The organism is Cognataquiflexum rubidum, assembly GCF_022538115.1.
GTDB lineage: Bacteria > Bacteroidota > Bacteroidia > Cytophagales > Cyclobacteriaceae > Cognataquiflexum > Cognataquiflexum rubidum.
Genome location: NZ_JAKZAL010000008.1, coordinates 49,389 through 64,926, shown reverse-complemented (window position 1 = coordinate 64,926; position 15,538 = coordinate 49,389). Strand labels below are relative to the sequence as shown.

At 40.3% G+C, this 15,538-nt stretch carries 14 protein-coding genes and 1 tRNA gene; 3 read left to right on the top strand and 12 right to left on the bottom strand.

Going from position 1 to position 15,538, the window contains the following annotated elements; all coding sequences use genetic code 11:
* Positions 1–4: 4 nt before the first annotated feature.
* The 4 genes from MMU05_RS10445 to MMU05_RS10430 form a co-directional block, all read right to left on the bottom strand.
* Positions 5–2,365 carry an ABC transporter permease gene (locus MMU05_RS10445; RefSeq protein ID WP_241141628.1) on the bottom strand — a complete coding sequence of 787 codons (2,361 nt, stop codon included), beginning with the start codon at positions 2,363–2,365 and terminating at the stop codon, positions 5–7.
* A 108-nt stretch (positions 2,366–2,473) separates the two neighbouring features.
* Entirely contained in the window at positions 2,474–3,172 is a 699-nt protein-coding gene (locus tag MMU05_RS10440) for an ABC transporter ATP-binding protein (RefSeq protein WP_241141627.1), read from the bottom strand.
* 108 nt (positions 3,173–3,280) lie between these two features.
* Positions 3,281–3,634 (bottom strand): four helix bundle protein, encoded by a 354-nt coding sequence (locus MMU05_RS10435; RefSeq protein WP_241141626.1) that lies wholly within the window; start codon positions 3,632–3,634, stop codon positions 3,281–3,283.
* A gap of 199 nt (positions 3,635–3,833) precedes the next feature.
* Positions 3,834–5,084, bottom strand: a complete 1,251-nt coding sequence (locus MMU05_RS10430) for an efflux RND transporter periplasmic adaptor subunit (RefSeq protein ID WP_241141625.1) — start codon at positions 5,082–5,084, stop codon at positions 3,834–3,836.
* 520 nt (positions 5,085–5,604) lie between these two features.
* Here MMU05_RS10430 and MMU05_RS10425 point away from each other — a divergent pair.
* Together MMU05_RS10425 and MMU05_RS10420 are read left to right on the top strand one after the other, a co-directional pair.
* Positions 5,605–6,993, top strand: a complete 1,389-nt coding sequence (locus tag MMU05_RS10425) for a sigma-54-dependent transcriptional regulator (protein WP_113922366.1) — start codon at positions 5,605–5,607, stop codon at positions 6,991–6,993.
* On the top strand, positions 6,983–8,338 hold the full coding sequence (locus tag MMU05_RS10420; protein ID WP_241141624.1) for a sensor histidine kinase: 1,356 nt from the start codon (positions 6,983–6,985) through the stop codon (positions 8,336–8,338). The genes MMU05_RS10425 and MMU05_RS10420 overlap by 11 nt, the downstream gene beginning before the upstream one ends.
* Before the next feature lie 48 nt (positions 8,339–8,386).
* On the opposite strand, the gene MMU05_RS10415 is transcribed toward MMU05_RS10420, so the two are convergent.
* Positions 8,387–8,460, bottom strand: a tRNA-Pro gene (locus MMU05_RS10415).
* A 210-nt stretch (positions 8,461–8,670) separates the two neighbouring features.
* Here MMU05_RS10415 and MMU05_RS10410 point away from each other — a divergent pair.
* Positions 8,671–9,087: a CBS domain-containing protein gene (locus MMU05_RS10410; protein ID WP_241141623.1), complete on the top strand. Its 417-nt coding sequence runs from the start codon at positions 8,671–8,673 to the stop codon at positions 9,085–9,087.
* On the opposite strand, the gene MMU05_RS10405 is transcribed toward MMU05_RS10410, so the two are convergent.
* The 7 genes from MMU05_RS10405 to MMU05_RS10375 form a co-directional block, all read right to left on the bottom strand.
* Positions 9,084–9,335, bottom strand: coding sequence for a hypothetical protein (locus MMU05_RS10405; protein ID WP_241141622.1), 252 nt, complete (start codon positions 9,333–9,335; stop codon positions 9,084–9,086). The genes MMU05_RS10410 and MMU05_RS10405 overlap by 4 nt on opposite strands.
* A gap of 133 nt (positions 9,336–9,468) precedes the next feature.
* Positions 9,469–9,852, bottom strand: a complete 384-nt coding sequence (locus tag MMU05_RS10400; RefSeq protein WP_241141621.1) for a DUF4174 domain-containing protein — start codon at positions 9,850–9,852, stop codon at positions 9,469–9,471.
* Between the two features lie 69 nt (positions 9,853–9,921).
* Positions 9,922–11,211 (bottom strand): metallophosphoesterase, encoded by a 1,290-nt coding sequence (locus tag MMU05_RS10395; RefSeq protein ID WP_241141620.1) that lies wholly within the window; start codon positions 11,209–11,211, stop codon positions 9,922–9,924.
* A gap of 188 nt (positions 11,212–11,399) precedes the next feature.
* Entirely contained in the window at positions 11,400–12,239 is an 840-nt protein-coding gene (locus tag MMU05_RS10390; RefSeq protein ID WP_241141619.1) for a transglutaminase family protein, read from the bottom strand.
* A 10-nt stretch (positions 12,240–12,249) separates the two neighbouring features.
* Positions 12,250–12,981: a proteasome-type protease gene (locus MMU05_RS10385; protein WP_113922376.1), complete on the bottom strand. Its 732-nt coding sequence runs from the start codon at positions 12,979–12,981 to the stop codon at positions 12,250–12,252.
* Entirely contained in the window at positions 12,978–13,958 is a 981-nt protein-coding gene (locus tag MMU05_RS10380) for an alpha-E domain-containing protein (protein WP_241141618.1), read from the bottom strand. Before MMU05_RS10380 ends, MMU05_RS10385 begins: the two co-directional genes overlap by 4 nt.
* A gap of 6 nt (positions 13,959–13,964) precedes the next feature.
* Positions 13,965–15,392 carry a circularly permuted type 2 ATP-grasp protein gene (locus MMU05_RS10375; protein WP_241141617.1) on the bottom strand — a complete coding sequence of 476 codons (1,428 nt, stop codon included), beginning with the start codon at positions 15,390–15,392 and terminating at the stop codon, positions 13,965–13,967.
* Positions 15,393–15,538: the final 146 nt, after the last annotated feature.

Sequence of the window (15,538 nt, the reverse complement as noted above, 5' to 3'; positions counted from 1 at the left end):
AATATCATTCGGATGACAGAGAATTTACCGGATTTGCAGCTGCTGCTTTGAAAGCCTGAAAACTGACCGTAACCATAGCAATGACCAAGAGTCCGATTGCCGATGCGCCAAAAATCCACCAACTCAGGTTGGTTTTGTAAGCATATCCCGCAAGCCAGGCATTGGAAAGGTACCAACCCAAAGGAACCATAATCAATATGGCTACCACCACCAAAAGCATGAAATCCTTGACAATCATACCTAGAATTTGACTGATGGATGCGCCTAACACTTTCCGTACCCCTATTTCTTTTTTGCGGTTTTCTACCGTAAAAGCTGCTAGACCAAACAATCCCAAACAAGAAAGAAAAATAGCAACAAATCCAAAATACCTGGCTAGTTTGGAAATCCGCTGCTCCTGAAGGTATAAGGACTGAAAATCTTCATCCATAAAGCTGTAATCCATCTTTTGGGCATTCAGATTTTCAAACAATCCTGAAACTGAGGCAATGGTTTCCAGTTGATTTTCGGGATTGATTCTGATGATGATTTTTTGGGCAAAGGCTTTGTCATATTTAAGAAAGGCAGGTTTCACCTTTTCTTTCAGGGATTCAAAATGAAAATCTTCCAAAACTCCAATTACTTCCATGTCATTCCCCCAAAGATTGACCGTGGCACCGACGGGTTCGTCCAGGCCGATTACCTTCACCGCTTCTTCATTGAGGATGATCTTGGAACTTTCATCGCCAAAATCCCTCGAGAAAGGCCTTCCTTCCAAGATTTCAAAATCCATGGTCTCGATCAAATCCATGTTGACCGTAATGTTTTCAAATTTGACCTGCTCCTTGGGGTCTTTGCCTTCCCAACTCAGCCCAATAGTAGAGCTCATCAATCCTACGAGGGGATGGGATAAGCTTGAGGCATTTTCGACCCCGGGAACTCCTTTAACCTGATTCAAAAACGATTCAAGTTGTGTATCTGAAAGGGAGGAGGAATTAATCTGAAGCAGGTGGGATTGGTTGTAGCCAAGATTTTGGTTTTGGATATAAGCCATTTGACGTCCTATCACCGATATCCCGATAATCAAAAGCAGCGAAATTGAAAACTGGAAGACAACCAGTCCTTTTCTTGCCAAAAGCTCCCCAAAACTCCCTTTGAGGTTACTTTTGAGGATTTGGATAGGTCTGAACTTTGATAAATACACAGAAGGATATATCCCTGCCAACAATCCTGTAAAAGCCCAGATCAATACCAACATCAGAATTTCAGAAATCGACAAATCGAGGCTCAGTTCTTTGAGAGTAACCTGATTGAAAAACGGCTGTAACACCGCAGCCAAAACCAAGGCAAGAACCATAGCAAAGAAGGTAAGCAGCATCGATTCGACCATAAATTGGCTGAACAAACCGCCACGGCTGGCACCCATCGACTTTTTGACTCCTATTTCTTTGATTCTATTCATGGACCAGGCAGTAGTCAGATTCATAAAATTGATACAGGCAATCAAGAGAATGAAAAATGCAATTGCCGAAAAAATCCAGACATAATTGATCCTTCCTCCTACTACTTTTCCATCTTCAAATGACCCATAGAGGTAATTGTCTTCAAAAGCCTGGACAAAAGGAGTCACATTGCTTTCTGTATTCCTATCCTTTAAGAAATTGGCAATTTGGGCATTAAAGGAATCAATATCCGTTCCTTCCCTCAGTAACAAAAAGGTTCCTGCATTGAAATTGTCCCAATGAGCTCCATCTCCAAGCATTTTTTTGAAGTAAGGAAAAGACAACAAGAATTCAGGTTTGTCGATATCCAACGAACCAAAATCCCTATAAACTCCTCTTACTATGACGTCGTTCCCGAACTCAAACACGGACCATTTTAAACTTTTTCCGATGGCATTTTTTGACAATCCGAAAATTCTGATAGCTGTTGATTCTGACAAAACCACCGAATTAACGTCTGAAAGAGCCTTCGATTTATCTCCTTCCAAAAAATCGATACTGAACATTTCCAAGTATTCCTGATCGACAAAAAACCCATCTGCGACCTGCACATCTTTTCCATCGTCAAAAGAAACTCCTGTGATATAGGGTGAAATCGCCGCCGCCATTTCCACTTGAGAAAGTTCAGCTTCCATGGCTTCGGCCATTTCTGCAGGAGTGATTTCAATAGTATTTACACCTGTGGAATTGTCGTGGTTGGTAAACACAGTGTAAATTCTATCTCCAAGCGCATGGTACCTGTTGATACTCACTTCATCTTTGACCCACATCATGATCAAAATCACCGTGGTCAAGCCCAAAGTAAGCCCAAACAGATTTATTAAAAATGTCAATCTGTGCTTTTTGAAGCTCCTTAATGCGATTTTGAGATAGTTAGTGAGCATAGTGGTTGGAGGATGGTTAATTAAATAAAAAATTAAGTTGTAAAAAGACCGATGACCGATGACGGATGCCAACATCGGTCACCCGTCATCAGACATCCGTCAAGTTTTTCAAATATGGAACTGCTCCCGAATATTTTCAGTCACAACTTTCCCATCAAATAGGTTGATAATACGGTGGGCATAGTTCGCATCGTGTGGGGAGTGTGTCACCATCACGATGGTAGTACCTTCATTATTCAATTCTTCCAAAAGACGCATTACTTCTTCGCCGTTGGCAGAATCCAGGTTTCCTGTTGGTTCATCGGCAAGGATTACAGAAGGTTTGGCTACAATTGCCCGGGCTATGGCTACCCTTTGCTGCTGACCGCCGGAAAGCTGTTGCGGAAAATGGTCTTTTCGGTGCATGATGTTCATCCGGCCGAGGACTTCTTCCACCCTTCGCTTTCTTTCGTCAGAAGGGGTTTTGAGGTATAGAAGCGGAAGCTCTACATTTTCGAATACAGTCAGTTCATCGATGAGGTTGAAGCTCTGGAACACGAAGCCGATATTTCCTTTTCTCAGTTGGGAACGCTGACGTTCAGAGAATTTGGCCACTTCATTTTCGATGAAATAGTATTGGCCTGAATCCGGGTTGTCCAGAAGTCCGATGATGTTAAGCAAAGTAGATTTGCCACATCCGGATGGACCCATAATGGCGACGAATTCGCCTTTCTTGATTTCGATCTGGATATCATCCAGTGCGGTGGTTTCTACTTCCTCTGTGGTGTAGAGTTTTCTGAGGTTGACGGTTTTGATGATGTTTTGCATGGGGGGTAGGGTGTGTTCTTATTTGTTAGATAGTTTCTTATTTAAATTTTGACCGATGACCGATGACCGATGATTTGCATCAATTTTGACATTAAAGCTTTCTATTCTCTATAGAATTTTTGATTTAAATGAGTTTAACATATTCATTAAATAGAATGCCTTGTCATATAATTCTTGAAAATCTTGTTCATTGATGTACTTTCTTCTTTTTGCTTTTTCCAAACATGTTACTACCTCAGCAAGTGATCTGATTGAATATCCCAAGAATTTTTTAAACTCAGGATTTGATTGTCCAATTGATCCTTCAGCGATATTAAGAGCGATTGAATCGGAAGCTCTTTTGATTTGTGAAGAAAGATTAAAGATTTCTTCCTTTGGAAAACCTAAACTGATTTTGAAAATTTCTTCTCCAAAATCCATGGCGTTTTGCCAAATGATTAACTTTTCAAATTTGAATTTCATAGGTGCCAGAATAATTAGATTTAAGGATATGAGTAAAGATTTCAATTTACTATTATTCCCATGTTCTTAATATTAGCACACTTAACTTAAACGTTTATGTTATTTACCAATCAGTATTCAATACTTCTTGCCTATTCTCCTTCCATTTGGACAAACCAACATCGGTCATCGGTCATCGGACAGTTAAGCCCAATTCCCCCTACTTCAAATTCAACACCTCATTCTTTCCAAAATTCTCATACCCACTGACGATGACGCGGTCGCCGGGTTGGAGGCCTTCAATGACTTCATAGTGCTCAGGATTTTTGCGGTTGAGTCGGATGTTTCTTTTCTCTGCCCGGCCAGTAGCTTCGTCCACTACAAAGACCCAATTTCCTCCTGTATCCTTATAGAATCCACCGGTTGGCAGAAGGATGGCCTGCTTGCTTTCGCCCAGTTCTAATCCAATCCTGACGGTCTGTCCCCTTCGGATTCCTGTTGGCGCTTCACCGGTAAATACCATATCCACTTCAAATCTTCCTCCAGTTACATTGGGATAAATTTTATCGATTTCGATTTCATAACTGCTTCCCGAAAATGTAAATGTTCCCTTCAGTCCGGTGCTGATTCTTGGCAGGTACAATTCATCTATTTGGACTTTTACCTTGAATTTGTCCAAGATATCGATCTGTCCATACCGCTCACCCGCATTGATGGATTGCCCGACTTCGATCTGTTGTGTGGTAAGCTGCCCTTTGATAGGAGCTCTGACGACTAGGTTATCCAAAATATGGCCTACTCCATCGAGTGACTGCATCATTCTTGATTCGGAATCCCTCAATTGTCTTTTTTGGATAGATCTGGCAACTGAATCGTTCCTGTAGGATTCATATGTCAATCTTTTCCTTTTTACATTGTATTCATACTGCTCTTTTACCTCCTCCAATTCCCTATCGGAAATCAATTTTTTACTATGCAATTCCTTGAACCTTTCATATTGTGGTTTGAGGAGGTTGATCTGATAATCAATTTCTGCCAACTGACCCTGTTGGCTGAGGTCGTTTTGGTCAAGAAGCAATCTCGTCTGTCGGAGATTGTTGATCTGAAAATAAAGGTCAGTTTCACGCTGCATGACATCCAATTGCAGATTGGAGTTGGTCAGTATGAGAATAGTATCGCCTACATCCACCAAGGCGCCTGATTCCCTTACAATCTGTTGGATATTTCCCCTTTCGATGGCATCAAGAAAAAACACTTCTCCCGGTTCAATAGTGCCACTGACAGGAATGTAATCTGTATATTCCCCTTCAATAACCGTGGCAATAGTGATTCTATCCTTATTGACATTCATTGAAGACCTGGAATCAGCGAATATTAATTGGTACAGAACAAATCCCACTAATAAAGCTCCTCCAGCAATTATTCCGATAAACTTAGGCGTCCAGGTCTTTTTCTCAATCTTCCTATCCATTGTAAATTTTCTGTTATTCTTTTGGTATGTGTTTGCCAATTAACATGCCATCAACAAAACCCCTCAAAAACATTCAAAAAGGGCATATCCGTTTTTGACCGGGAGGTTTATCGAACAAAAACGTCCGCAAGCGACCAAAAAATGAAATGACTAGAGTAGAATTATTAAAAAATTACCCTTACTTCTTTTGATAAAAACTGCTTAAATTCCATCCATTGACCGATTTTGAAATCACTTTGTCCGTTTGTATCATTTCGGTACAAGTTTTGGAAGATACTAGGAGAATTGGAAGATTGAAAAATTGGAAAGTTGGAAAATTAATGTTGGAAGGTTGAAAAGTTTGGAGGATTAAAAAGTTGCATACTGTTGAGATTCTGTATCAAGAGTTGGAATTTCAGTATTCTAAATCCCCTCCGTAAGATGGCGAATTGGTTGAAAAATCTTACTACCATCTTTCTCAAATCCAAAGTCTCATGTCTCAAATCTCAAATCTCACGTCTCAAATCTCACGTCTTAAAATATGAAAGAAAACAAACCAGGAAAAATCCTCATAGTAGATGACAACGAGGACCTTTTGAAAGCCGCCAAAATATTTTTGAAAAGGCATTTTGGACAAGTAGATACAGAAACAAATCCAGGCCTTCTTCCTGTCCTTATCATCAATGAGCAATATGACGTGATCCTGTTGGACATGAATTTTACAAAAGATGTGAGCAGTGGACAGGAAGGTTTCTATTGGTTGGACAGGATTTTGGAGTTGGATTCTTCTGCGGTGGTGGTATTGATTACTGCATATGGAGATGTCAATACAGCGGTCAAAGCCATCAAGGAAGGAGCTACTGACTTTGTATTGAAACCTTGGGAGAATGAAAAACTGTTGGCGACTTTGAATTCAGCCCTTCAACTGCGTCAATCCAAATTGGAGATTTCCCAGCTCAAAAACCAACAACAACAGCTATATCAGGATATTGACAGCAAATTCAAAGATATCATCGGTCAAAGTGCTTCAATGGTGAAGGTATTTGAAACCATCGAAAGGGTTGCCGGTACAGACGCGAATGTGTTGATTTTGGGAGAAAACGGAACAGGAAAGGAATTGATTGCCCGTGCCATTCACCGGCATTCCAAAAGATACAGGGAAGCATTTGTAGGTGTGGACTTGGGATCGATCACTTCCACATTATTTGAAAGTGAGCTTTTCGGGCACAAAAGAGGCTCCTTTACCGACGCCAAAGAAGACAGGGCCGGCAGATTTGAGCAGGCCAACAAAGGGACTTTGTTTTTGGATGAAATCGGAAACCTTCCCCTCCCACTCCAATCCAAGCTTTTGGCGGCATTGCAAAACAGAGAAGTGACAAGGGTAGGTGCCAATAAAGCAACGCCTGTCAATATCAGGCTAATATCCGCTACCAATATGCCGATCCACAGCATGGTGTATGAAAATACCTTCCGACAGGATCTACTCTATAGGATCAATACCATCGAAATTACCTTGCCGCCATTGCGTGAGAGATTGGAAGACATTCCACATTTGGCCAACCATTTCATCGAAGTTTATTCCAAAAAATACAACAAAGAAATCCGCAAAGCCGGTGAAGCCCTGATCAAACGCATGCAAAAATACCATTGGCCCGGAAATATCCGGGAGCTTCAACACAGCATCGAGCGGGCGGTGATTATGACATCCCACGGGGTTCTGCAGCCTGAGGATTTATTTATGCAAAAACAGCTTTCTCCAGAGAAACAAGAGGAATTGGTAAGTCTTGATCATTTGAACATTGAGGATGTTGAAAAAATCCTGATCAGAAAAGCCCTCCAAAAACACAATGGCCACATTACCAGAGCGGCAGAGGAGTTGGGGCTGACCAGGTCATCACTGTACAGAAGACTGGAAAGATATGGGCTTTAAATCATTTGCCATTGGCATTTTGGTCAGGGTTTTGCTCATAGTAGGTTTTGCCTATCTGAGCCTTTTCTTTTTTTTCAAAGACCAGTCTATGGTCCAGGCAATCCTATTTGCAGTGATTGTTTTGTTTTTGGCCCTCAACCTGATTTCATTTGGAAATACTACAAATAAGAAAATTACCAGATTTTTGGAGTCCATAAGGTATTCAGATTTTTCATCTTCATTTACCAAAGACAGTAAACTTGGAAATTCCTTCAGAGAAATGAATATGTCTTTCAATGAGGTAATCGAAGCTTTTAAAAAGACAAGAGCTGAAAAAGAGGAGCAGATGCTCTTTCTCCAGATCATGATCCAACATATCAATACAGGGATTTTGTCTTTTGATAGCCAAGGTCGCATCGGAGTGATCAACGGAGAAGCAAAACAATTGCTTCAGATCCCTCAGTTCAAAGACATCAATGACTTGGGGAAACTATCTGTAGATTTATTGAAAAGTGTTCTTTCTCTCAAACCGGGTGGTTCATTTTCCATCAAAATAAATAACGAGATCCATCTCAACGTGCAATCCGCTTCCTTCAAAATGGAGGGAAACAGTTGGACCCTTCTTTCTTTTCAGAATATCCGTTCAGAATTGCAAAAAAACGAACTGCAGGCCTGGCAAAATCTGACGAAAGTTCTCCGTCATGAGATCATGAACTCCATGACCCCAATAGCAAGTTTGGCAAATTCGTTAGGAACCATCTTGGAGGAAGACATCCATGAGGAAGATACCGGCGAATTGGTCCTCGAAAAAGACTCCTATGTCGATCTCTGTGAGGGTTTGGAAACCATCTCCAAGCGCAGTACCGGTCTTGTAGATTTTGTAAATGCTTACCGGGATTATACCAATATTCCCCAACCAATATTGAAGCGTTTTGCAGTTCAGCAGTTGTTTGAAAATATCTGTGTTCTCCTGAAGGAAGAATTGGCAAAATCCGGAATCCAGCTCCAAACGGATTTGAACCCAAAAGAACTTGAATTGATGGCTGACCAGGACCTAATCCAAATGATCCTGATCAACCTGATCAAAAATGCCAAAGAAGCAATGGAAAAAGCCACCACACGAACTATCCTTCTAAAATCAGGGATCAACAGTCAGTCCTTTCCCTATATCCAAGTGATAGACCACGGAGAGGGAATTGTCCCTGAGGCGTTGGAACGCATATTTGTACCATTTTTTACCACCAAGAAAACCGGAAGCGGAATCGGGTTGGCCATTTCAAGGCAAATAATGAACCTGCATAAGGGAAACCTTGAAGTAGAGTCTGCACCGGGAATAACGACAGTATTTACGATGAAGTTTGGGTGAAAAAAAAAGTCTCAACCGATGAGATTGAGACTTTGAAACTTATTGCTGTCGGGGTGACAGGATTTGAACCTGCGACCACACGCCCCCCAGACGTGTACGCTACCGGACTGCGCCACACCCCGATTCGGGTTCGAAAATACTATTTTCCTGAATATTTGAAAAACTACTTCAGAAATTGTTCTTTCAACGGAGAATAATTATCGAAATATGCCCCAAAAGGCCATTTTTTATTCAGTGGCAACCAAAATCAATTTTGAACATGACTTTCATCAGGTTTTGGTTTTTCCCTTAATTGTAGCTTCGGATAATAATAAAAATTAATCCAAATGACCATGAAAAAGCGGGAACCAGTAAAGGAAATAATGACCAAAGAGGTATTCACTGTACAGGAAAATGAAAAACTGTCTACAGTGGTGGAAATGTTCAGAAGACACAAAATCAGGCATATTCCGGTATTAGAAGGAAAAAAAATCACCGGAATCATCAGCCGTACAGATATCAACAGGCTGACTTTTGGCGCATTGTTCGATAATCAAGATGGTGCTGATGAAGCTGTATTAGAAATCCTATCACTTAGTCAGGTGATGACTTCAAAGCCAAAAGTGGTGTCTGAGGAAGATTCCATTAAGGAAATAGCGGAAATTTTTGCAACCGAAGAATTCCATGCCTTGCCGGTAGTTGCAAATGGGGAACTTAAAGGAATTGTGACCACAACAGATGTCATCAAATACCTTTTAGACCAGTATTAAGGATTGGGATGGATTGGTTCAGTATCGTTGAAATGTGAAAATCTTGGAACCATAGACACATTTTGGCATGCCTCACAAATAACCAATTTTGAATGGGAAACCCTAGCTAGGTTCATCGCCTCATGCCCATTGTTGAATGGACCCAAATACAATCGTTTCTGAATAGAAGGTATTTTTGAACATTCGCGGTGATGGATTTCGTAATCTCCTTCATTATTGGGATCTGTGGACAAGTAATAGAATTTCATCAATTAGATTTTTATTTCATTCAAATCTAAACACTTGAACCATCCCAAAAAATAACCTGATCAGGGTATTTTTTAATTGATTTTAGAAATTGTGGTGTTTGCTTTCAAAAAAGTTTGGTAAAAAAAATCATTTCTAGTTAATCTTTCTAATTTCAGATTGCCTCATTGGCATAGAGTCGATGGTCTTGAAAATAAAGTCCCAATCGGGTTCACCCATCTTGGTCTCTTTAACACCACCATCAAGTCCAATCAATAACCAATTACCTTGGCCTTTTTCAGTGGAATATTTTTCCTGAAGGACCTGGAGATAATCCCGGGTGAAAACAAGTTTAGAATTTGTGGTGAAGACATCACCTATTGATAAAAAAATGATTTTCCTTTCATTTAATTTTTCTTCGATAGCATCGAATTCAAACTTTGGATTTTGATCAGGTGATGGAAAATAAAGAACAATCCTATTTTTCCATCTCAAATCATCAAGGGTTACATTTTCCTTTCCTTCAAAAGAAATAGCCATTATAAGTGAAATAAACCAGATCATGATGTAAAAACCCCAAAAACTATACTTTGTTCATCATTGGGTCTTCTAATTTTTGGCTGAAGCCAAATGGATAGAATCGGGCTTTTTACCCTTCTTCAACTCAATAACTGTAATTTCCGGCCATATCCCCACTCTTCCTGCAAATGCGTGGAAACCAAAACCCCTATTGACATATAAATAACTTCCGGCTTCTTCTGCCAAGCCAGCCCAATTTGGATATCGGTATTGGACAGGACTCCATTTGACCAATTGGGTTTCAATACCAAACTGCATACCGTGGGTATGTCCTGAAAGTGTCAGATGAACAGGGTTGGGATTGTTCTTGACTTGGGCATCCCAATGGGATGGATCGTGGGAAAGCAAAATTTTGAAATCCCCGGTTTCAGTTCCTTTCAATGCTTTTTGCAAATCGCCTTTTTCTTTGAATCCAACTCCCCAATTTTCAACCCCGGCAAGTATAATGGATTGCCCGTCTTTTTCTATCCTGATATTTTCATCCAACATCAGATCAAAACCAAGTTTTGCATGCTGTCCCTTCAGTTTTTCAAAGTTTTCTTTTTTTGCTTCAGGGCTAGGCCATGAAGAATAATCCCCGTAGTCGTGGTTTCCCAAAATTGAAAACTGACCATATTTTGCCTTTATTTTTGAAAATTCTTTAATCAACGGTTCAATCTCATCTGCCCTATGGTTGACAAGATCACCTGTAAAAACAAAAAGATCAGATTTTTGATCCAATACCATCTGAACCCCACTTGCCACAGCTTTGTGGTCCTTTAAGCTTCCGGAATGGATGTCAGAAATCTGTGTAATAGTAAAGCCGTCAAAGGCTTCAGGCAAATCCTCAAAGTATAAGACTTCCCGGTGAACTTTGAAATTGTATTTACCATACTTGATCCCATAAACAAAGCTAAACAGGGGCACAGAGGCGACTGTCAAGGCCAAAACACTCACCCAAACTGTTCTAGATGGAAAGGAATATCCTTTTGCACCATTCATCGCAAAAACCGATATGGCTTGGATATTTCTAATGATATCTTCTCCTAAGAGGACAAAAACAATGACCAACTGGGTCACAATTAAAGTAAGAAATACACTTGATAAGGTCTGGGCTGAAGATGCAAACTCTCCTGTTGAAAAAACTTGAACAGATTTAAATACTAGCCAAGTCAATAAGCTCAACATAAATGCCCAATAGGACCATTTAATCATTTGTTGGATGCGAATAAGGTCGATTCCCATGCTGACGGTTCTGATCGCCTGAAATACATACCAACTCAGAAAGAGAATAAATAAAAAAAGGATGGAGAGAAATATAATTGGACCGGATTGATTCATTGTTGTGATGATTTACAATGGTTTATACATAATCCATTCCGTTTTTGTTCATTCTGGTAAAAATAAAGGAAATGGAGGATTGATTATGGAGTTATTGGATTGCGTCTTGAAAGTCCGGGGTATAAGAAAATATAAAAGTCAAAAGGCTCAAAAAATATAATAACCTACCGATCGATTTTCAGAAAAAATCAAACAACCTCAATCACCACATCAGTGGTCAAATGAGACTGAGAGGCGCCGCCGTAATTCCCCACAACCGGCGATGCAAACTTTGGGTCATAGCTGATTGCCAAAGGAATATATCGGCTATCTGCCAATAACCCCAAACTTGGATCCAAACCGATCCATGACGCTCCGGGGAGAAATACTTCAACCCAGGCATGAAGTTCATGTCCAGCGTCCAATTCAGGGTTGAAAGCATAACCGCTTACAAACCTGCACGCCAATCCGATACTTCTCAGCATAGACATCAGCATCCAAGACAAATCACGGCAAGAACCCATTTTACTGTCAAAAACTTCCCCCAAAGGCATAATTCCCTCCTCATGACGGATGACATGCTCCCATTTGGAATGAATTTTTGCTAGAAGCAGTACCAAAAACCCTACAAGACCATCTGATTCTTTCATCACACTTTTGACGAAATCATCCAAACTGGGCAGTTTTTCTCCCTCAATATATATCCTTAAATAGTCTCTGACTTCCTCAGGATAAGAAAAAATCTCAAATGGAAAAACGGGTTGCGGTTGGATGATAAATCCGTAGGGATTAAACTCCCCCACTTCTATTTCAAAATCACTCTTGATTTCCAAAAAATCCGATTCACCTGTAAACCAAGCTTGAAAGTAAGGATTGTTTTCAAAATTGATCCTTTCGTGAAATCCTAAAGGGGTTGGGAAAACGGTCCAGTTTGAATTTAAAACCTTGAAGTAAAAACGCTGTAATGGAATCAGATAAAATTCATGGATATTAAGCTGTACTTTCTGATCGTAAGTATATCTTGTTGAATGTCTGATTCTTAATTTCATTTTTTTAAATTCATACTATTTCAAACTCCCGAAAAGCTTTTTGCAAAACTTCCGCCGGTAATACCTTAATCGCTTCCTTTAACCGGTTATTCCAAAAAGCAGAAATATGTTCAAGTTCTTTTTGCTCAAACCTTTTTTCAATAGTATGATAGGTGTCATTTTCCAAAATCACAGTATCAATCGGGTAATCTACATCATTGGCAGAAATCCTTGTGGCATCAAATGCCAGGAAAGCACATTTCAAAGCATAGTCTAGAGATTCCTCGTAACTCAATGAACGCCTCAGAACCGGGTTACCTGCACCCGTATTTCCAATGATGACAAAAGGCGTGCCCCTTCTGATTTCTATCCAATTTCCCTGCGGATAAAGCAGATAGAGCTTTGGAACTTTATCATGCTCCAATTGGCCTCCAATAATTGAAAATAAATTAAATTTGAGTCCTGATTCTTCTAGGTACTCTTTATCTTCTCTTGCAACAATTTTCACCTGATTGCCAAATTCATTGACTGCTTTATAGAGTTTAGTGAAATTTGCATCTTGGTCCTCAATGACTTCTGTAAAATAGGTTATTGCCTTGTCCCTGACGGACCGCAAACCTGAAGTCATGATAAAAAAAGAATGCTTTTCCCTGTTGACCGTAAATACTTTTTTAGAAGTAGTAGTCTCATTTCCTGAGGTGATGCGGGTGTCAGAAAGGCCAATTAGGCCGTTTTTTGTTTTTATTCCGAGGCAAAAGGTCATTCCTGAATCTGAGTTTGATTGATAAAGTTATCCTTAATTTGGAAGAAGTTGGTATTTATTTTATTCGACACATCATTAATTTTAACCTGAAGTTGGTCAAGGTATTCGTGAAGACCCATGTTTATGATTTCTTCCACATCGGTAAATTCCAGGTTTGACCTCAATTCCCCGATGGCTTTTTCTGCAGAATTCTTGTAACCGCTATCCGCCAGACCGGAAATTTTGTGGAGACAACTTTCAGCTTCCCTGATGCAATAAAATACAGACCTTGGGAAGTATTTATTCAGGATCAAAAACTCCACCACTTTTGCTGGTTCAATATTCCCATACAATCTCCTGTAGGTGTTGAAGGCAGTGACAGACTTCAACAGCGCCGTCCAATGCAAAAAATCCAAAGGACTTCCCACCAAACTCGGGGCGGGAAGCAGGATGTGGTATTTGACATCAACGATCCTACTCGTCTTGTCTGCACGCTCCAAAAACAGCCCCAATTGCCTAAAATACCAGCCTTCTGTCCTTGCCACAGTACTGTCAGCAAGTCCATAAAGCAGAAGAACTTGATTCTTTACACTTTCAAAAAAAGCCCTAGGGTCTTCTTTGTTCCAATCTTTTTTATCTGCCCTTTTCAAAACAAAATGATACAATTCATTCAGGTTTTCCCAAGTTTCCTTAGTCAGATTTTCACGTATTACCCTTGCATTTTCTCTTGCATACGAGATCGAAGAGATGATCGAGTTTGGATTATCTGTATCAAATGTCAAAAAATGGATGACATCCTTTCTTTCAAAATTTTTATGCTTGGTCTTGTAGATTTCATTGTCGCCTGTGGTGATGACCAAGGGTTCCCACTGCTCTTTCAAGTCAGGTGGAAGGTCAAGCATCAGGTTGAAATTCACATCAATAAACCTGGAATAATTTTCGGCCCTTTCGAGGTATCTCCCCAGCCAATATATCGAACTTGCAACTCTACTTAGCATAGTATTTTAATTATATAAAACCCAAGTATCTTTACTTCCCCCGCCTTGGGAGCTGTTGACGACCAATGACCCTTTTTTTAATGCCACCCTCGTCAGCGCTCCGGGTATCACTTCGATTTCTTGTCCGTACAGAATATAAGGCCTCAAATCCACATGCCTTCCTTCCAACCCATTGTCAGTCAAAGTTGGTACTGTTGACAAGGATAAAGTTGGCTGCGCGATATAATTGGTCGGATTGTTTTTGACAAGGTCACGGAATTTGGCATGTTCTTCTTTGGTGGCTTTGGGACCTATCAGCATCCCATAGCCACCTGCTGCATTGGTTTCCTTCACGACAAGGTCTTCAATATTGTCCAAAACATATTTTCTATCCTGTTCTTCTCTGCAGAGATAAGTAGGCACATTTTCCAAAATCGGATCTTCACCAAGGTAATATTTGATCAATCTCGGAACATAAGCATAAACAGCCTTATCATCCGCCACCCCTGTCCCAGGCGCATTGGCGAGCGCAATATTTCCTGCCTTATAGGCTTCAAATATCCCCGGTATGCCCAACATAGAATGTGGATTGAAAGTCAATGGATCCAAGAAAGTGTCATCGATCCTTCTGTACAAAACATCAATCTGCTCCAATCCCTTTGTAGTCTGCATAAAGACTTTCTTGCCTTTAGTAATCAAATCCACACCCGAAACCAGCTCCACTCCCATCTGCAAAGCAAGATAGGAATGCTCAAAATACGCAGAGTTATAAATCCCCGGAGTCAAAACCCCAACTACCGGCTTTTCTTTATTGGAAATGAATTGTAGCATTTTCAAAAGCTTGACCGGATAATCCGAAACTGGCATCACACCCAATTTATTGAATAGGTCGGGATAAGCGCGCTTGATGATTTCACGGCTTTCGAGCATGTAGGACACACCCGACGGACAGCGGAGATTATCCTCAAGGATATAATAGTTTCCGTCATTGTTTCGGACCAAGTCTGTTCCCGTGATGTGGCACCAAATCCCTTTGGGAGGTGTAAGTCCCTCACAGGGTTTGAGGTAATCCTTGCTACCAAGAATCAGGTCTTCCGGTACAATTTTGTCCTTCAGTACTTTTCTGTCATTATAAATATCCTGCAAAAAAAGGTTGAGCGTATGGATTCGCTGCTTCAGTCCTGCCTCTATTTTCTTCCACTCCTGATGCGCGATGATCCTTGGAATAATATCTAGATGAAGGATTTTTTCCATCCCCTGATTATCATGGTAGACATTAAAAGTCATCCCCATCGCTACCTGTGTCTTATTGGCAGAGTATTGAAGATGGGACATCCTTTTTGAAGTGGTTTTTCCCAAAAGTTTGAGAAATTCTTCATAATGCGGTCTCACCTGACCCTCTTTGGCAAACATTTCATCAAAATTATCCCCAACTTGGTATTGATTCGTCTCCATATGGCCTATTTTTTGGATTTAAAAATGATATGGCTTGAATATAGTGGATTTTGAAAAACAAACAAAAACTTGAACTCCGATTCATCAAATTGATAAAAAGAATATCTGATCATTAAGAAATTATTAAAAAAATAAAAAAGCCTTGA